The sequence below is a fragment of the Mesorhizobium qingshengii genome, assembly GCF_900103325.1.
GTDB lineage: Bacteria > Pseudomonadota > Alphaproteobacteria > Rhizobiales > Rhizobiaceae > Mesorhizobium > Mesorhizobium qingshengii.
In genome coordinates this window covers 48,159-65,378 of record NZ_FMXM01000020.1, presented here as the reverse complement: position 1 = coordinate 65,378, position 17,220 = coordinate 48,159, and the positions used below count along the sequence as shown (strand labels likewise).

Below are 17,220 nucleotides of genomic sequence, written 5' to 3'. Positions count from 1 at the left end.
CCTCAGGCCGCCTCGCTTTCAAGCATGGCGGCGCGCAAAATGCCTGCCTCCGAAATGCGGTCGCCCTCCAGCGTCGCGGCAACACCGCCGTTGCGCATCACCAGCACGCGGTCGGCGACATGAACGAGCTCCGGCATGTCGCTCGAATGGAACAGGATTGCATAGCCCCTGGCCGCGAGGTCGCGCATCAACTGGAAGATCTCCCCCTTGGTGCCGACATCGACGCCGCGCGTCGGATCATAGAGCAGCAGCACGCGCGCTTGCGTGAGCAGCATCTTGCCGAAGATCACCTTCTGCTGGTTGCCGCCGGACAGAGTGCCGGCAAGCTGTTCCGGCGTGCCGGCCTTGATGCGCAGGAAGTCGACCATTTCCTTGACCAGGGCGGCTTCCTTTTGCCGGCTCAGCAAGCCGTTTTCCGTGAAGCGCTTGATGACCGACAGTGTGAGGTTCTCGCGCACGCTCTTGGTCAGAAGCAGGCCCTGCCCGCGCCGATCCTCGGGCACCAATGCGATACCATCCTTGCCGGTCAGGGCCTGGCGCGGATTGCCGATCGAAACCGGCTTGCCCCAGAGTTCGATGGTACCGCTGGCCTTGCTGGCGCCGAACAGTGCCTGGAACAGTTCGCGCTGGCCGTGACCCTGCAGGCCGCCGACGCCGAGCACCTCGCCCTCGCGCAGGGCAAAGTCGACGCCGGAGAGCCGACTGCCGCTCGAAAAATTCTTGACGCTCAGCGCGATGCGATCGGTCGCGGTGGCAACACGCTCGGGATAGAGCCGGTCGAGGTGCCGGCCGATCATCTGGGTGACGATCTCGTTGTCGGACACGGCATTGGCTTCGTGCACGGCAATGGTGCTGCCATTGCGGAAGATGGTCAGCCGGTCGGCGATGGCGCGCACCTCGGCCATGCGGTGCGAGATGAAGATGACCAGCCTGCCCTCGGCGGCGAGCTGCCGGGTGAGCTTGAGCAGCCACTCCGCCTCACGCGCCGGCAGCGCCGAGGTCGCCTCATCGAGGATCAGGATGCGCGGGTCCTTGGCCAGCCCCTTGGCGATCTCGACGATCTGCCGTTCGGCCAGTGTCAGCCGCCGCAATTCCTGGTCGGGGCGAAGTGCTGGAAAATTGTATTTGTCGAGCAGCGCCAGCGTCTTGCGGCGCATCTCGGCGCGATTGACGGTGCGCAGAAGCGTTCTTGGTTCGTGGCGGAACCAGATGTTCTGCTCGACGCTGAGATCGGGGATCAGCGACAGCTCCTGGAAGACGGCGGCGATGCCGCGCGCCTGGGCGGCATCGGGGTTGGCCGGGCGATAGTCCTGGCCGTCGACCAGGATCGAGCCTCCATCATGCCGCACCGCGCCGGACAGGATCTGGATGAAGGTGCTCTTGCCCGCGCCATTCTCGCCGAGCAACGCGTGCACTTCGCCGGCACGGGCGCTGAATGTCGCCTCGCTCAGCGCGACGATGCCGCCATAGCGTTTGGACAGGCCTTTGACGGTGACGAGGTCCATGGGCTGCTCTCGAAAAGCTCTCCCGACATCCTGCGATGCCGGGAGACAGGGTCGCGGTGACAGATGTTACTTGCTGCCGGCGGCTTCCGCAGCGGTGATCTCGACCCAATCGGGCGTGATCGGCAGCGTCAGGCCGGGCGCCTGGTCGGGGAAGGCATTTTCGCCGACCGCGATCTTGATCATCTTGGTGCCGGGGTAAAGCTTGGACTCGAACGGATCGGTGGTGACGAAGTCACCCTTGACCGAGACGGAGCGCTCGGCCGGCTTCTTGCCAGTGTCGAGAATGTTGACCGCCAGCTTGATCGCCTCCGAAGAGAGATAGGCCGGGTTCGAGCCGAGGATGCACTTGGCGCCTTGCGTCTGCGCACAGGTGAGCGCGGCGACATTGTAGGAGAAGCCGACGACCGGGACGATCGGCCGGCCGGCATCCTTCAGCGCCTGGATGGCGCCGGAGCCATAGCCTTGCGTCATGATACCATCGATTTTCGGATTGGCGGCAAGCAGAGCCGCGACGCCCGACTGCTCCGGCCCGAGCGCGTAATTGCCGTTGTAGTAGCCGACGACCTTGATGTCGGGATACTTGGCCAGCACCTTCTCGTAGCCCTGCTGCAATTGCGCCGAGATCGGCGCGCCGGCAAGGCCACGGTCGAGGATAATGTTGCCCTTGCCGCCAAGCTGCACGGCCATCCACTCGGCCATGACCGAGGGGATGCGGTCCCAGTCGGACGCGACGGCAAAAGCGCAGGGCTCGGTCACCACCTGGTCGAAGCTGATGACGACGATGCCGGCGTCGCATGCCTTCTTGATGGTCGGGTTCAATGCCGAATCCGAACCGGCATCGACGAGGATGGCGTCCGGCTTCTGGCGGATGATGTTGTTCAGCGAGTTGATCTGCGCCTGGACCGTGTTCTCGACGTTCTCGATCTTGAGGTCGACGCGGCCCTTCAGCGGTCCCTTGTTCACCGACACGGTGGCGACACGCTCCATCTGCTGGCGCCAGTCATTGCCGACGAAGTTGTTCGAGAGGTAGATGGTGTAGGGCTTCTTGTCCTCGGCGTGGCTCGGCACCGTGCCGATGGCGACCGCGGACACGGCAAGGCTTGCCAGTCCGGCGCAAATTGTCTTCAGTTTCATGATCTCTCCTCCTTGCGTTTCCTGCATCAGCCGGTGATGGACTTCGCCATCTTGGTGGGTGCTGCGTGTAAATTGATACCGGTACCAATGCGCCTTGTCAATTTAAGCCAAGGCGCATCGGAGAGGCCTGGAGGCGACCATTTCGTCACCGATCGGCAGGCATCGTCATTTCGAGCCGGCGGCCTCGGCCGGGGTGATTTCAACCCAGTCCGGGCTGACTGGAAGAAACAGGCCCGGTGCCATGTCCGGAAAGGCATTCTTGCCAACCTCTATCTTCTGCATGGTCGCGTCGGGATACAATTCTGACGGGACCGGATCGGTGGTGAGGAAGGCGTTGCGCAGCAGGATCTTTTTTTCCGCCGGCTTCTTGCCGTCCAGTATCTCCACAGCGAGCTTCAAGGCCTCCGCCGACAGATAGGCAGGGTTGGGTGCAAGGATGCACTGGGCGCCCTGCGTCTGCGCACAGGTCGTGGTCGTCAGGTTGAACGGACTGCCGGTGATGGGAACGATCGGACGACCGGCATCCTGCAGCGCCTTGATCGCTCCGGCGCCGTAGCCCTGGACGAAGATGGCGTCGACTTGCGGGTGCGCCGCCAGCAGGCTGGCGACGCCGGCCTGCTCGGGTCCCAGCGCATAGTCGCCGTTGAAATAGCCGACCACTTCAATGCCGGGATATTTCTTGATGACTTCCTCGAAACCACCCTGCAACTGGGCGGAGATCGGAGCACCGGCAAGCCCGCGATCAACGAGGATCTTGCCCTTGCCGCCGAGTTTCTTGACCAGCCATTCGGCCTCGACGCGCGGTGCCCGGCCCCAGTCGGACTCCATCGTGTAGGCGCAGGGCGCGCTGACGATCTGGTCGAAGGCGATGACCACGATGCCGGCCTTGCAGGCCTTCTCGATCGTCGGGTTGAGTGCTTCGCCGGAGCCCGCGTCGATCACGATGGCGTCGGGCTTGTTGCGAATGATGTTGTTGAGGGAATTGATCTGCGCCTGGACCGTGGTGTCGACCACCTCGACCTTGAGGTCGACGCGACCGGCAAGCGGCGGCTTCTTGACCGCGATGTCGGCGCTGCGCAGCATCTGCTGGCGCCAGTCGTTGCCGACGAAATTGTTGGACAGATAGATGGTGTAGGGCTTCTTGTCCTGTGCGTTGGCCGGCACGGCATCGATCGACAACAAAGTCGTCGCGATCACCGCAAGGCCGGCGAAGAATGCGCCTGCTTTCATGATTTCCTCCTCCCGTGTTTGGTGTCAGCCGCGCGAACGCCGCTGCCTATCAAGTGCCTTCGCCGCACACCCCCTTATGGACAGACTTTGTTTTGTGCATGCCGCTACCCCAGAACCACTGTGCACTCGGGCGACACGCACCAGTCAAATGCTCGACGTCGGATGCGGCTGCGCCTCCACGTTCGATCGTGGTTCCCGACGCAGCCTCCATCCTAGCTATGATGCTATTATAATTTTATAAAGCTGTCCATGGCCGAGACGGCGAAATCGGCGTGAAATCCCCGCCGATCGGGTTCAGGCGAGGTCGTTCGGCGCGTCGTAGCTGATGCTGAAGAGATCGGCCGGATGCCGCGCGATGGTGAACTCGATGCTCTGCTGGTCAGCCGACTGGTAGAGCATCTCCACACTCAGGACCGCACTGCCCAGCGCGATGGCGAGGTCTTCCGCGATGGCCTCGTCGGCGATCTCGGCGCGGACCGTGACATGCGCGACGTCGAGCCGAAGGCCGAGATGCCGTTGCACCGAACGAAAGATCAGCACGTCGGAAAAATCGTCCCGCTTCAGCTTCGCTCCGACAGAAGGCGGGAAATAGCTGGTGATCTGGGCCTTCTTCTGCTCACCCACCGACAGGATACCGCGCAAGCAGTAGCCCGCCTCGTCCTTGCCCATGCCGAAATGGCGCTGAAGCACCGGGGAGACCTCCTTGCGATAGGATTTCACCGTCAGCTCGGCATCCTTGGTGAAGGCCGCCATGTCGGCGAAGTTCTTGAATTTCCAGCTGAGGTTGACCGACGGATTGCGCGCCGTCACCACCGCTGGTTTCGCCGACCGTTTCCTGATCAGCCCGTCGGCCTCGAGGTCCCGCAAGGCCTGGCGCACGGTGATCAGGCTGACGCCGAAATGCTCGGCAATGGTCGCCTCCTTCGGCAGTTCACCGCCGACGGGGAAGGTGCCGTTGCCGATCGGCTCGCGCAGGATGTCGGCAAGCTGGCGGTAAAGAGGCCCGTTCGAGCGGCCGAGTGTGCGCCGGGGAAGAATATCGATGGTGGGAACGGAGTGATCCATGAGCCTCGTCGCGCCTGTGTCGAAGCTTTTATAATAGCTTCCTCGCCCAGAGGCTAGGCGATGCCGCCGACGATCCGGAACATCAGACGAAGAGCCGGAGCGGGTGTTCGATCGCCGATTTCAGGGCGGCGAGCCACGCAGCCGCGGCCGCCTCGTCAAGGCTTGCTGTATCCGTGGTGAGCAGGCATTCGGCATGGCCACCTCCCGCAGCGACGCAGACGGTCAGGCGCATGGCGCGGCCCGGCAGAAGCGGCATCATCAGCGGCCGGATTTCGCTCGCCGGCAAGAGCCGCAAGGACAGTGCGGCCGGTTTTTCCGCGTCGTCATGGTTGTCGGCCAGAGCCGCAAGCCGTGTCGAGCGCAGTGACGTCAAGGTAACCTGCGGGACAGCCGCGAAGACCGCTTGCCGTCCGGCGAGCTCCAGAGCGACCGGAGTGCCGCCGAGCATGGCGGCCTCGGAAGTTTCAGCGAACGCATGAGCGGCCGCGCGCAGCAGCACGTCGTCGATGTCGAATACTTTCCCGGTGCTCTCCAGCGCGGCCAGCAGGTCGCGCAGCGCGCCCAGCGCGAGCGATGCGGCGAAAGCGGCCATTCGGGGCGCAGCGACAGATGGCGCGGCAGCAGCAGGGGCGAGGATATCAGGCGAATTTACAGGGGTGGGAACAGGGACGAGGCCCCGCACGTCAGCGGCCAGGATGCGGCCACCGGGGCCGCTGCCCTGGAGCGTCTCGAGCGGAAGGCCACGCTCGCGCGCCAGGCGGCGCGCATAGGGTGACACCGCCAGACGCCGGGTTTGGCCGACCGCCATGTTCATTTCAGATACTCGGAATTGACGCAGTTGGTGAGCCGGCCCTCGGCGAGGTAGGCGTGCACCACTTCGATCGATTTCAGCCTGAGGTCGCGCATCGCCGCTGGGCTGTAGAAGGCAGCGTGCGGGGTGACGATCAGCCGGTTGGCGATCCACGGCTCGCGGCGCTGCCATGCCACCAGCAACGGATGGTCGAGATCGCCCGGTTCGTTCGGCAGCACGTCCAGCCCGGCCCCGGCGACGGTGCCCTCGCGCATTGCCGCTTCCAGCGCGTCGAGATCGACGATCGGGCCGCGCGCCGTGTTGACCAGCACAAGACCGGGTTTGGCGGCGGCAAAGGCAGGTGCACCAAGCAGCTTGCGGGTTTCCTCGCTCAACGGCGTGTGAACGCTCACCACATCCGCCTGCCCCATCAGCTCGGCCAGCGAATGGACCCGCTCGTAGCCGGTCGAGAGGTCGACGCCGGACAGAAGATGCGGGTCGTAGAACACCACCTTCATGTCGAAAGCGGCGGCGCGGCGGGCAGTGGCAAGCCCGATGCGGCCGAGCCCGACAACGCCGAAGGTGGCACCCTTGTGCCGGCGCACCAGCGGCGCCCTGGAGAAATGCCAGCCTTCGGCGCCGTTGCCGGAAAGCTCCGCGCCATAGGCGGAGGTGCCGCGCGTCAGCGCCAGCATCAGCCCGATGGCGTGGTCGGCGACTTCGGTCGTGCCATAGTCCGGAACATTGCAGGCCGGGATCTTGCGCGCGCCCCAGCCCGCGGTGTCGATGTTGTCGAAGCCGACGCCCGAGCGCACCGCGATCCTCGCCTTGGGAAAGGCGGTCGGAGCGGCCGCGACATTGTGAGTCGGCGAATAGTTGATGACGGCATCGACCGACGCACAGATTGCGGGATCGAGGCTGGCAGCCTTGTCATTCGTCGAGCGGGCCAGGATGAGTTCGATGTCGGGATAATGCTCCCGTTCGAGTTCGGCCTCGTCGGCGGCTTGCCAGTTGGCGCATAGGATCTTCATGCTTGCCCTTCAGATTTCATATCTGGTGGTGGTCTATTTCTTGATGCCGCCGATGCGGCCGCCCATTGGCACCACGGCGCCAACCGGCTGGTCGATCGCGACAAGCGTGCCACTGACCGGCGCATCGATCTCGACCACGGCCTTGTCGGTCTCGATCTCGGCGATCAGTTCGCCTTCCTTGACGGCATCGCCGACCGCCTTCAGCCATTTCATGACGGTGCCTTCGCTGACGGTGAGATCGCCGAACGGCATCGTTATTGGCTCGTCGTCGCCGGCAATGGGAGCAGAAATCGCTGGCAGGGTGGGCTGCGGCTTGGCCGGAGCAGGCGCAGGCTTAGCCGGCGCAGCGCTTTTCAGGCCGACCGTGTACCAGTGATCCGGCACCGGCGGCTGGCCAGCGATGACGTCGCGCACACCCTGGACGATGCGCGCTGTATCGACCAGCATGGCGCGCTCCAGCACTGGCGCGAAGGGATGCGAAGTCGGCGCCGTGTGCAGCCTTCCGGGTGGCGCGTCGAGTTCATCGAAGGCAAGCTCGTTGATGGCTTGCGCGATCTCGCCGCCAAGGCCGCACATCGCCCAGGCCTCGTCGACGATGAGCAGACGATGGGTCTTGCGGACGCTGGCGACGATGGCGTCGATGTCGAGCGGCATGATGGTGCGCGGGTCGATCACCTCGGCTTCTACGCCTTCCGCGACCAGCGTCTCGGCGGCCTCCAGCGCGCGCTGCACCATCTGGCCGGCGGCGACGATGGTGATGTCGGCGCCAGCCCGGGCGATGCGCGCGACGCCGAAGGGCACATAATGTTCGCCCACGGGCACCTCGCCCTTCGAGGCGAACAGCGCCTTGGGTTCGAGCATGATGACGGGGTCGCCGGCCCTCAGCGCCGTCTTCATCAGGCCCTTGGCATCGGCCGGAGTCGAGGGCACGCAGACGATGAGGCCCGGCATATGAGCGAAGACCGGATGATAGATGCCGCTGTGATGCGGACCGGAACTGCGCAGCGCGCCAGCGCCGACGCGCACCACCATCGGCGCGCTCATCAGGCCGCTGGTCATGTAGCGCAGCTTCGCCGCCTGCAAAAAGATCTGCCCGGCAGTCTCGAAAGCGAAGTCGGCAAACATCAGGTCCGAGACGGTGCGGGCGCCGGTGGCCGAAGCGCCGACGGCGGCGGCGGTGAAACCCTGTTCGGAAATCGGCGTGTCGACCATGCGCTCGGCGCCGAACTCCTGCCAGAGATTCCTGGTGTGGGCGAAGCTGCCGCCGCGCTCGCCGGTGCCTTCGCCGAAATAGAGGATCGCCGGATTGGCGCGCATCTCCTCGGCGATGCCGTCGCGCACCGCTTCGAGCCAGCCTTGCGTGCGCGTCTCGCCGGCGGCGCGCGGCTGCAGGGCGGCGGGCGGATTGATCGGATCGGCAAAGACGTGCAGCCGCACCGTTGCCGGGTCAGGCTCGGGCGAGTTGCGGGCGAAGGTCAGTGCCTCCTCGACCACCTTCTCGATCCGGCTTTCGATCGTCGCCAGCACCTCTGCATCGGCGACCCCGTACTCCTGAACCAGCTTCTTGCGGAACATGTCGATCGGGTCGCGCTTGATCCAGGCGTCGAGTTCCTCTTGCGTGCGGTAAGTGCCGATGACCGGATCGCCCTCATGATGACCGACGGTGCGATAGGTCTTGGCCTCGATCAGCGTCGGACCCTTGCCGGCGCGGGCGCGCTCGGTGGCTTCCTTCATGGCCAGCCAGACGGCGAAGACATCGTTGCCGTCGACGGCGATGCCGGGCATGCCGTAGGACGCGGCCTTGGTGGCGATTTCGGGGTTGAGCGTGACGGACTTTAGCGGCGTCGCGGTGGCGTAAAGGTTGTTCTCGCAGACGAAGACCGCCGGGGCGCGCTGCACAGCGGCGAAATTGAGCGCCTCGTGGAAGCCGCCATGATTGGCGGCGCCGTCGCCGAAAAAGGCGACGCCGATGTCGTCGCGGCCCTGCTGGCGGGCGCTCATGCCGATGCCGACGGCATGGCCGATGCCGGCGGCGACGATGCCATTGGTGCCGAACAGCCCGACCGAGCGATCATAGAGATGCATGGTGCCGCCGCGGCCGCCGCAGATGCCGTCGACCTTGCCGAACAGCTCGGCCATCACGCGGCCGGGGTTGGCCCCCTTGGCCAGCGCGTGGCCATGGCCACGATGGGTTGATGTGACCCAGTCAGTCGGGCGCAGATGCGCGCAGACACCGACGCCTGTCGCCTCCTCACCGATATAGAGATGCAGGAAGCCCGGCGTTTCGCCCTTGCGGCACGCGATCTGGGCGATGCTTTCGAAGCGGCGCAACAGCACCATTCGCTCGAACAGGTCGAGCAGGATTTCCCGGTCGGGCAGATTTGGCGCACCCTTGAAATCCTCGCGTGCGCGCGCCGCAGACATTGCCACCAAGGCCTCCCTGAATCCGTCTGGCGCCGGGCAGCCGAGCGCCGGCGGCGAGCTTGTTGGTCGCTCGCTTTGGCTGATAATAGATTATAATAGCATAATGTCTACTGGCTCCGAACAGAGCCTGTATGGCCGCTAGATCTTGGTGATGCGCACCGTGGCGTCGGGCCGCTCGAACAGCTCCGGTCGCAGGCTGAGACCAAGGCCCGGCCCCTCCAGCGGCGCGACATGGCCATCGCTGACCAGCGGAATGTCGGCGACGATCTCGGTGTACCAGCCGGTGAAATAGGCGCGCACCGCTTCCTGGTAATTGACGTTCGGCAAGGTCGCGGACAGCGCGCAGCTGGCGGCATAGACGATCGGCCCGGTGCAGTCGTGCAAGGTCACCGGCAGTTCGCTGGCTTCGGCCATGTTGGCGATCTTGCGTGCCTCGCTAAGGCCGCCGCACCAGGCGAGGTCGATCATGATCACCGAGGCGGCGCGCTTGTCGATCAACTGCTTGAACATCTGCCGCGAGGCCAGCCTTTCGCTGGCGGCGATCGGAATGGATGTGTGGCGGGCAAGTTCGGCCATGGCGTCGAGCTCATTGTAACGGATCGGCTCCTCCAGCCAGGCGACGTCATAGGCTTTCAGCGCCTCGGCGATGCGCAGGACCGGCGGCAAGGTCCACAGCCCATGCAGCTCGACCATGATCTCCATGTCGCGGCCGACTGTGTCGCGGATCTTCTGGAGCGGCTGCAGCGCCTTGTCGAGATCGGCAAGCGAAATGCGCGTGCCGTTCGACGCCTCGGCGGCAATGTCGAACGGCCATATCTTCATCGCGCCAATGCCTTCGGATTTCAGGCTTTTGGCGAGCTCGCCGGCATTGTAACGCCAGGCGAGCAGATCCTCATACGGGCCTTCGTTCGAATCGCCAGCCTTGAGCGACCAATCCTCGCCGCGCTCGAACAGGGCGTTCTTCTTCGTGGCGCGGACATGCTTGTAGCCGGCGCAAGTGTTGTAGATCGGCACGGTCTTGTGGGTACGGCCGCCGAGCAGCCGCCAGACCGGCTCGCCGAGCGCCTGGCCATAGATATCCCAGAGCGCGATGTTTACGGCGGAATTGCCGCGCACCTCGGCCCCGGAATCGCGCGCGCCGACATAGACGCTGCCCAACGTACGGTCGTGCAGCTCGATGTCGCGCGGATCCTTGCCCAGGAGGTAGGTGGCGACATTGTCGTGGATGTAGGAGGCGACCGGCCCCGGCGCCCAGAAGGTCTCGCCGGTGCCGATGAGGCCGGCATCGGTGTGGACGCGCAGCCAGAACAGGAACGGGAACTCCGCCAGCTGCAGCGTTTCGAGCGCAACGACTTTCATTTTTTCCTCCCTGCACAGACCGACCGCGCGGTCGGCGGACAATAGCACATCCCCGTTGACAGCCATTTATGGTACCGGTATCAATCCCGTCAAGATGGCCACCGGGAGGGTGCTCGCTTGCCTGCCGAAATTCTCGATACCACGCCGCGCAGAGCGCTGGTCACGGGCGCCGCCGGCGGCCTCGGCCGCGAGGTGGCGATACAATTGGCAGCCCGTGGTTGCGCGGTCGCCATCGCCGACATCAACGCCGAAGGCGCGGCCGAGACCGCTCGCCTTGTGAGGGAGAAAGGCGCCGAGGCCGAGACCATCGTCGGCGACTTCACCAGGGAAGGCGCGCCGGAGGCAGCGGTCGAAAAAGTGGTCGCGCGTTGGGGCGGCATCGACATCCTCGTCAACAATGCCGGTTATGGTGTGATCGAGCCCTTCCTCGACGCCACTTACAAATCCTGGACGCGCACGCTGGCGCTCAACGTCACCGCGCTTGCCATGGCCTGCAAGGCAGCGGGCCGGGTGATGCGCGATCAACGCTCGGGACGCATCATCAACATCACCTCACCCGGTTCGCGCATGGCGCTGCCCGACTACACCGCCTACACGGCGAGCAAGGCCGGCGTCGATTCCATCACCCGCGCCGCGGCGGTAGCGCTCGCACCCTACGGCGTACTGGTCAACAGCCTGGCGCCGGGCATGATGGACACCGAGATGCAGCGCTCGACCGAGGCCGATCTCGCCCGCGCCAACGGCCGCAACGATCTGCAGGCCTTCCTCGACGAGCGCACGCGCCGCATCCCACTCGGCCGCCGCGCCGAGATTTCCGAGGTCGCCGAGGCCGTCATCTGGCTCTGCCTCGATTCGCCGAAATACATGACCGCCGAGCGACTCAACATGTCGGGCGGGCTCGACAAGGACTGATCAGATGCTGCGCAACTCCCCTCCCGGCATCGCCGACATCAGCGCGCTCGAACGCAAGGCGACGCGGCTGCGCCGCCACATGCTGACCATGGCGCGCGGCCAGGGCCAGGGCTATATCGGCCAGGGCCTCGGCATCGCCGATGCGCTGGCCGCGCTGTATTTCCATGAGCTGCGCTACGACCCGCACAATCTGGCCTGGCCCGACCGCGACCGCCTCCTGTTGTCGACCGGTCACTATTCCATCGCGCTGTGGGCGGCGCTGGCCGAGGCCGGCATCATTCCGGTCGAGGAATTGGTCACCTATGGCGCCGACGACGGCCGGCTGGAGATGTCGACGCTCGACACCACGCCCGGCGTCGAAATGATCGGCGGCTCGCTTGGCCATGGGCTGGGACAAGGTGTCGGCCAGGCTCTCGGACTGCGCTTCGACCGCTCCGATGCGCGCGTCTTCGTCGAACTGTCCGACGGCGAGATGCAGGAAGGCTCGACCTGGGAGGCGGCAATGTCGGCCAGCCATTTCAAGCTCGACGGGCTGGTAGCACTCATCGACTGCAACGGCATCCAGGCCGACGGGCCTGTCGTGCTCGACATGGAGCCGGTCGCCGACAAATGGCGCGCCTTCGGCTGGGAAACATCCGAGATCGACGGCAACGACATGACGGCGATAGTCGGCGCGCTGGCCGGTGCACGTCAGCGCAACGGCAAACCGAAGGCGATCGTGCTGCGCACACTGCCCGGCAAGGGCGTTCCGCGCATCGAGAGCAGCGAGAAATCGCACTTCTTCCGCATCGACGTGGGGCAATGGGACGGCATCATCGCCGAGTTCGAGAAAAGCGCGGGAGCGGGCCAGTGAGCGGCGCGGCAATGGAGGCTGGCCGCACGCTGGTCATGGGCCAGGACGAAGCTGTTGGCGGCGACCGGCAGAGTGTCGACGCACCGTTCGGCCGCGCGCTGGCCCGGCTTGGCCAGAGCCATCCAGACATTGTCGGGCTGACCGCCGATCTCGGCAAATACACCGACATATTGCCGTTCCGCGATGCCTTCCCGGACCGCTTCTTCAATGTCGGCATGGCCGAGCAGAATCTGGTCGCCGTCGCCGCCGGACTGGCGCGCACCGGCAAGGTGCCGTTCGCCACCACCTATGGCGTGTTCGCGACGCGGCGCGCCTATGATTTCGTCGCCATCGCGCTTGCCCACTCCAACCTCAACGTCAAGATCGTCGCCGGCCTGCCGGGTCTCACCACCGGCTATGGCGGCACGCATCAGGCGATCGAGGACTTGGCGCTGATGCGCATGATTCCGGGCCTCACCATCATCGATCCCTGCGATGCGACCGAGATCGAGACGGCGACCGAGGCGATCGCCGAGCATCAGGGGCCGGTCTACATGCGGCTGCTGCGTGGCAGCGTGCCTGTCGTGTTCGAGCCGGGTTACCGCTTCGAGATCGGCAGGGCGCGGCGGCTTCGCAGCGGTTCGGATATCGGCATCATTTCGACCGGCTTCATGACCGAGCGGGCACTGGACGCGGCGGACGCTTTGCGCAAGCAGGGCATTTCCGCCGGCGTGCTGCATGTGCCGACCATCAAACCGTTCGACGCCGAAGCGGTGGCCGAATTCGCGGCAGATGTCAGCCATATCGTCACGGCGGAAAATCATGTCGTCGTCGGTGGTCTGGCCAGCCTGGTCGTCGAGACCTTGTTCGATGCCGGCATTGCGAAGAAAGTGACACGCATCGGCCTGCCCGACCGCTACATCGAATGCGGCGCGGTGCCGACCTTGCAAGCGAAATACGGCCTGACGACCGAGGCCGTCATCGCGACGATAGCCGCGCTTAGTTAGGGTTCCGCATGAAGATCACCGAGATCGAGACCTTCGCCGTCGGCGCCGGCTGGAAGAACTGGCTATTCGTCAAAGTGCATACCGACAAGGGCATCCACGGCATCGGGGAAGGCACACTGAACGGCTTCATCAAGACCACCGAAGCCGGCGTGCATGAACTCAAGCATCTCGCCATAGGCCAGGATCCGCGCCGCATCAACGCGTTGGCCAAGCGCTTGCTGGACAGCGTTTCGCTCGATGGCGGCCACATACACCGCACGGTGATCGCCGCGATCGAGGTCGCCTGCTGGGACATCCTGGGCAAGAGCCTCGGCGTGCCGATCCATCAGTTGCTCGGCGGCCAGGTGCGCGACAGCGTGCTCGGCTACGCCAATGGCTGGTACCGCACCGAGCGCACGCCCGAAGCTTTCCTCGATGCCGCCAAGGCGGTTCTGGCCAAGGGCTTCAGAGCGTTCAAGCTCGATCCGTTCGGCACCGCGCAGGGTTTTATTTCGCGCGAGGAGTTGGACCTGTCCTACGCGATCTGCCGGACCCTGCGCGACCGACTGCCGAAGGACACGCTGATCCTGATCGACGTCCATGCCCGCTTCACCGAGATCGCCGCCCTGCAGGCGGCGCAGAAGTTCGCCGACCTCGATATCTACTGGTGGGAGGAGCCGACCTCGCGCGACCGCCAGGAGACCGTGCACGAAGTGGCGCATCGCTCGCCGATCCCGGTGGCGACCGGCGAGATGTACGACACGGTCGGCCAGTTCTACACGCTGGCGGCCGGGGGCGGCGTCAACATCTTCCAGCCCGAGCCGATGTCGCTCGGCGGCATTGCGCCATCGATGCAGGTGGCCAACCTCGCGCTCGCGCATGGCAGCCATATCGCGCCGCACCAGAGCGGCGGACCGGTGGCGACGGCAGTGTGCCTGCAGCTGGCGGCGGCGGTGCCGAACTTCCTCATCCAGGAACATTTCGACGCCTTCAACGACCCGTGGACGCGCGACCTCGTGACCTGGCATCCGACCATCAACCCGGACAATGGCCATCTGTCGCTGCCGCACGCGCCGGGGCTCGGCATCGATCTCAACATCGATGCGATCAAGCATCACCCCTATGATCCCGACGCCTATCTCAACGTCCATGCCGAGGGCTGGGAAAAGCGCCTCGGGCGGCGCGAGGACACGGCAAAGAAACAGCCGTCCTGATCAAGCGCTCTCGCGGTCGACGATCTCGAAGCCGAGGCTGGTGATGGTCGGTACCTTGGTGTCGCCGCCGAGTCTTGCCAGTAATTGCCGCACGGCGCGCCGGCCCATCTCGTAGCGATTGACCTTCACGGTGGTCAGCGGTGGGTAGAGTTGGGCCGCGAGATCCATGTCGCCATAGCCGGCGATGGCGATCCTGCCCGGCACCGCCCAGCGACGGCGGTGGCATTCCTGCACGGCGCCGACGGCCAGCGTGTCGCTGGAGAAGAAGATGGCATCGATGTCCTTGTGGCGAGAGGTCAGCGTCACCAGCGCCTCGGCGCCGCCTTGCGCGGTGATCGGCACCTCGACCTCCATGTCGCCATGGTTCTTGATGCCGAGTTCGGTGAGCGCGGCGTGATAGCCGGTGCGGCGCTGCTGCAGGCGGTCATTGCCATGGATCGGCGTCGAAACGAAGCCGATCCGTTTGTAGCCCTTGGCCGCCAGATGCATGGTCATGGCGTAGGCGGTCTCGAAGTTGGACACACCGACCACCATGTCGATCGGCTTGCGGCCCTTGATCTCGGAAATCTCGACCACCGGCGCGCCGCTGCTCTTCAGCAATGCGCGCGCCGTTTCACTCTGTACGAAACTTTGCAGGATCATGCCGACCGGACGCCAGCCGAGCAGGGTGCGGATCGATTTCTCCTCTGCTTCCTGCGTGAACTCGCCCTGCACCAGGAGCATCGAATAGCCGCTCTCATGGCATTCGTCGGACATGCCCTGCACCTGCTCGGCGATGCCCGAATTGATCAGCGGTGGCACCACCGTGCCGATCATGCGACCATTGCCGCGCATGCTGGACGCCAGCCGGTTGGGCACGAAACCGGCCTGCTCGATGGCCCGTAGCACCTTGGCGCGCGTCTCCGGCGAGACCATGTCGGGATTGGACAGCACCCGCGACACCGTCATCGGCGCGACGCCGACGCGCTTGGCGATCTCACGGACGCCAAGGCGTCGCGGCTTCTTCTCGCCCGGGCTGTCCGGCCTGTCGGTCATCACAATGGCTCCAAGAGAGCGCGGTCCGCCAAAGCAATGTCCTCCGGGGTCGCGCGACAAACGCCATTCATAGCGGTTGCGGCGGACGCTTTCCAGCGATGCGCCCGACCATCGCGCGGTCGAAAACTTCACCGATCCGAAAGCCGGCGCATGAGACCGATGCCGCGCCAGCGCAGCGGGACCATGCTGCCGCCGATCCCGGACACCGGCCCGACCTCAAGCGCTTCAGCGTCGAGCGTCAGTGGGTCAGAAATTGCGCCCATAGCCTGCCATCCACCCACCGTCGACACCCAGCATCTGGCCTGATGTGTAGGTGTTCAGTGGATCGCAGAAGAACAGCACGGCTGCAACCGCTTCCTCGATGCTGCCGGCACGGCCGACAGGTGTGTGGCTGAGCATCGCCTTGTCGCCCGACACCATGGTTTCATCCTCGACCGCACCGACGCCGACGGCATTGACCAAGACCTTCGGGCCGAACTCCATGGCCAGCGTGCGCATGCCGGCAAGGATCGACGCATTCTCCATGGAAAAGCGCGGATGGCGGCGCATCGGCATGCCGGCGATCGCCGACAGCAGGAAGACAATGCGCCCCCGCCCACGCTCGGTCATGGTCACGGCAGCCTTGCGCGCGTCGGCATAGAGCGATCGCGGATCACCGGTCGCCGTTCCCGGCCGCAGCGGGCAGGAGATCAACAGGATATCGGCGGCGCGGGCATGAGAGCCTTCGACAAGATGGCCGCCATTGGCCTGCAGCGCGGCAAGCGCTGCCTCGGCAACCGGGTTGGTGTCGCCGTCCAGTGCGAAAGCGGTGCCCTCGAGATCGATTTCCATGGCGGCACTCACATCATGTATCCCGCCGTCCAGCCGCCATCGACGGCCAGCACCTGGCCGTTGACGTAGCTGGCGGCCGGGGAGGCAAGGAACAGCACGGCCTCGGCGATCTCCTCCGGCCGGGCAGGCCGGCCGAGCGGCACATGGGCAAGGAATTCCTGCGTGCGGCCCGCGAATTTGCCGTCGTCGCCGTAGAACAGCTTGGCGGTCAGCGCCGTCATCACCGAGCCCGGCGCGATCGCGTTGGTCAGGATGCCCTTGGCTCCGAGTTCGATCGCCATCGAGCGTGTCAGATGGATGATGCCGGCCTTGGCGGCGACGAACGGGCTTTGCAGGCGCATGGCGGCAAGGCCGACGACCGAGGCTATGTTGACGATGCGCCCGCCCTTGCCGGCGGCGAGCATGGGCACAAGCGCCGCGCGGCTCATGATGTAGAGGCCATCGAGATCGATGCCGGTGATGCGATCCCATTCCCCGGCCGGAAATTCATCGATGGTGACACGATGCGCCAGCGTGTTGACGCCGGCATTGTTGACCAGGATGTCGAGGCGGCCGTGGCGCTCCATGATCGCGGCGATCGCACTGTCGACCGATGCCACGTTGCGGATGTCGGCGGTGCAGGCCATTGCATTGCTCAAGCCTGCCGCGACCCGCTCCGCGCCTTCGCCGTCGATATCGGCGACGACGACCGCGGCGCCATTGTCGGACAGGCGCTTGGCGATGGAACTGCCGATCGCGCCCGCGGCTCCCGTGACCAGCGCCACCTTGCCTCGCAAATCGCAGCGCATGTCCCGTCAGCCCCCGAGCAATTCCCGGGTTATGCTATTATAATAATCTCAAGGCCCGGACAAGCAGGCGGGTCGTTGCAAAGC

16 protein-coding genes are annotated in these 17,220 nt (G+C 65.2%); 4 read left to right on the top strand and 12 right to left on the bottom strand.

The genetic code is table 11. The annotated features are described in order from the left end of the window. Positions 1-2 precede the first annotated feature (2 nt). The 8 genes from BLS48_RS26050 to BLS48_RS26015 form a co-directional block, all read right to left on the bottom strand. Positions 3-1,505: a sugar ABC transporter ATP-binding protein gene (locus BLS48_RS26050; protein ID WP_167365251.1), complete on the bottom strand. Its 1,503-nt coding sequence runs from the start codon at positions 1,503-1,505 to the stop codon at positions 3-5. A 66-nt stretch (positions 1,506-1,571) separates the two neighbouring features. Then, complete coding sequence (locus BLS48_RS26045; RefSeq protein ID WP_091584098.1) at positions 1,572-2,639, bottom strand: substrate-binding domain-containing protein; 1,068 nt, start codon at positions 2,637-2,639, stop codon at positions 1,572-1,574. Between the two features lie 165 nt (positions 2,640-2,804). Continuing rightward, entirely contained in the window at positions 2,805-3,869 is a 1,065-nt protein-coding gene (locus BLS48_RS26040) for a sugar ABC transporter substrate-binding protein (RefSeq protein ID WP_091584097.1), read from the bottom strand. 294 nt (positions 3,870-4,163) lie between these two features. Next, positions 4,164-4,934 carry a GntR family transcriptional regulator gene (locus tag BLS48_RS26035; RefSeq protein ID WP_091584095.1) on the bottom strand — a complete coding sequence of 257 codons (771 nt, stop codon included), beginning with the start codon at positions 4,932-4,934 and terminating at the stop codon, positions 4,164-4,166. 82 nt (positions 4,935-5,016) lie between these two features. Beyond that, the gene (locus tag BLS48_RS26030) at positions 5,017-5,748 is read right to left on the bottom strand and encodes an E3 binding domain-containing protein (RefSeq protein ID WP_091584093.1); all 732 of its coding nucleotides are present in this window, start codon (positions 5,746-5,748) and stop codon (positions 5,017-5,019) included. Beyond that, entirely contained in the window at positions 5,745-6,755 is a 1,011-nt protein-coding gene (locus tag BLS48_RS26025; RefSeq protein ID WP_091584090.1) for a C-terminal binding protein, read from the bottom strand. Before BLS48_RS26025 ends, BLS48_RS26030 begins: the two co-directional genes overlap by 4 nt. A 33-nt stretch (positions 6,756-6,788) precedes the next feature. Then, a complete protein-coding gene (locus BLS48_RS26020; RefSeq protein ID WP_244529898.1) occupies positions 6,789-9,179 on the bottom strand; it encodes a thiamine pyrophosphate-dependent enzyme in 2,391 nt (796 codons plus the stop codon). A gap of 138 nt (positions 9,180-9,317) precedes the next feature. After that, positions 9,318-10,538 carry a mandelate racemase/muconate lactonizing enzyme family protein gene (locus tag BLS48_RS26015; RefSeq protein ID WP_091584283.1) on the bottom strand — a complete coding sequence of 407 codons (1,221 nt, stop codon included), beginning with the start codon at positions 10,536-10,538 and terminating at the stop codon, positions 9,318-9,320. 117 nt (positions 10,539-10,655) lie between these two features. On the opposite strand from BLS48_RS26015, the gene BLS48_RS26010 reads away from it, so the two are divergent. From BLS48_RS26010 to BLS48_RS25995, 4 genes are read left to right on the top strand one after another with little or no spacing between them, the layout of a single operon-like run. Beyond that, entirely contained in the window at positions 10,656-11,450 is a 795-nt protein-coding gene (locus BLS48_RS26010; RefSeq protein ID WP_091584087.1) for an SDR family NAD(P)-dependent oxidoreductase, read from the top strand. 4 nt (positions 11,451-11,454) lie between these two features. Further along, on the top strand, positions 11,455-12,303 hold the full coding sequence (locus tag BLS48_RS26005; RefSeq protein WP_091584085.1) for a transketolase: 849 nt from the start codon (positions 11,455-11,457) through the stop codon (positions 12,301-12,303). 11 nt (positions 12,304-12,314) lie between these two features. Then, positions 12,315-13,289, top strand: a complete 975-nt coding sequence (locus BLS48_RS26000; protein ID WP_425284748.1) for a transketolase family protein — start codon at positions 12,315-12,317, stop codon at positions 13,287-13,289. A gap of 8 nt (positions 13,290-13,297) precedes the next feature. Further along, positions 13,298-14,482, top strand: a complete 1,185-nt coding sequence (locus tag BLS48_RS25995) for a mandelate racemase/muconate lactonizing enzyme family protein (RefSeq protein WP_091584079.1) — start codon at positions 13,298-13,300, stop codon at positions 14,480-14,482. Here BLS48_RS25995 and BLS48_RS25990 read toward each other — a convergent pair whose 3' ends face one another. The 4 genes from BLS48_RS25990 to BLS48_RS25980 form a co-directional block, all read right to left on the bottom strand. After that, entirely contained in the window at positions 14,483-15,517 is a 1,035-nt protein-coding gene (locus tag BLS48_RS25990) for a LacI family DNA-binding transcriptional regulator (RefSeq protein WP_091584280.1), read from the bottom strand. A 128-nt stretch (positions 15,518-15,645) separates the two neighbouring features. Beyond that, positions 15,646-15,780, bottom strand: a complete 135-nt coding sequence (locus BLS48_RS36615) for a hypothetical protein (protein WP_280142543.1) — start codon at positions 15,778-15,780, stop codon at positions 15,646-15,648. Then, the gene (locus tag BLS48_RS25985) at positions 15,764-16,348 is read right to left on the bottom strand and encodes an SDR family oxidoreductase (RefSeq protein ID WP_091584076.1); all 585 of its coding nucleotides are present in this window, start codon (positions 16,346-16,348) and stop codon (positions 15,764-15,766) included. Before BLS48_RS25985 ends, BLS48_RS36615 begins: the two co-directional genes overlap by 17 nt. 8 nt (positions 16,349-16,356) lie before the next feature. Further along, positions 16,357-17,136, bottom strand: a complete 780-nt coding sequence (locus BLS48_RS25980; protein ID WP_091584074.1) for an SDR family NAD(P)-dependent oxidoreductase — start codon at positions 17,134-17,136, stop codon at positions 16,357-16,359. Positions 17,137-17,220 lie beyond the last annotated feature (84 nt).

Excerpts from the sequence above, each read along its gene's own strand:
- BLS48_RS25995 (WP_091584079.1), top strand. The coding sequence starts at position 13,298 with ATGAAGATCACCGAGATCGAGACCTTCGCCGTCGGCGCCGGCTGGAAG.
- BLS48_RS26035 (WP_091584095.1), bottom strand. The coding sequence starts at position 4,934 with ATGGATCACTCCGTTCCCACCATCGATATTCTTCCCCGGCGCACACTC.
- BLS48_RS26030 (WP_091584093.1), bottom strand. The coding sequence starts at position 5,748 with ATGAACATGGCGGTCGGCCAAACCCGGCGTCTGGCGGTGTCACCCTAT.
- BLS48_RS26025 (WP_091584090.1), bottom strand. The coding sequence starts at position 6,755 with ATGAAGATCCTATGCGCCAACTGGCAAGCCGCCGACGAGGCCGAACTC.
- BLS48_RS26005 (WP_091584085.1), top strand. The coding sequence starts at position 11,455 with ATGCTGCGCAACTCCCCTCCCGGCATCGCCGACATCAGCGCGCTCGAA.
- BLS48_RS26040 (WP_091584097.1), bottom strand. The coding sequence starts at position 3,869 with ATGAAAGCAGGCGCATTCTTCGCCGGCCTTGCGGTGATCGCGACGACT.
- BLS48_RS26020 (WP_244529898.1), bottom strand. The coding sequence starts at position 9,179 with ATGTCTGCGGCGCGCGCACGCGAGGATTTCAAGGGTGCGCCAAATCTG.
- BLS48_RS25985 (WP_091584076.1), bottom strand. The coding sequence starts at position 16,348 with ATGGAAATCGATCTCGAGGGCACCGCTTTCGCACTGGACGGCGACACC.
- BLS48_RS26050 (WP_167365251.1), bottom strand. The coding sequence starts at position 1,505 with ATGGACCTCGTCACCGTCAAAGGCCTGTCCAAACGCTATGGCGGCATC.
- BLS48_RS26015 (WP_091584283.1), bottom strand. The coding sequence starts at position 10,538 with ATGAAAGTCGTTGCGCTCGAAACGCTGCAGCTGGCGGAGTTCCCGTTC.
- BLS48_RS26045 (WP_091584098.1), bottom strand. The coding sequence starts at position 2,639 with ATGAAACTGAAGACAATTTGCGCCGGACTGGCAAGCCTTGCCGTGTCC.
- BLS48_RS25980 (WP_091584074.1), bottom strand. The coding sequence starts at position 17,136 with ATGCGCTGCGATTTGCGAGGCAAGGTGGCGCTGGTCACGGGAGCCGCG.
- BLS48_RS26000 (WP_425284748.1), top strand. The coding sequence starts at position 12,315 with ATGGAGGCTGGCCGCACGCTGGTCATGGGCCAGGACGAAGCTGTTGGC.
- BLS48_RS25990 (WP_091584280.1), bottom strand. The coding sequence starts at position 15,517 with ATGACCGACAGGCCGGACAGCCCGGGCGAGAAGAAGCCGCGACGCCTT.
- BLS48_RS36615 (WP_280142543.1), bottom strand. The coding sequence starts at position 15,780 with ATGGGCGCAATTTCTGACCCACTGACGCTCGACGCTGAAGCGCTTGAG.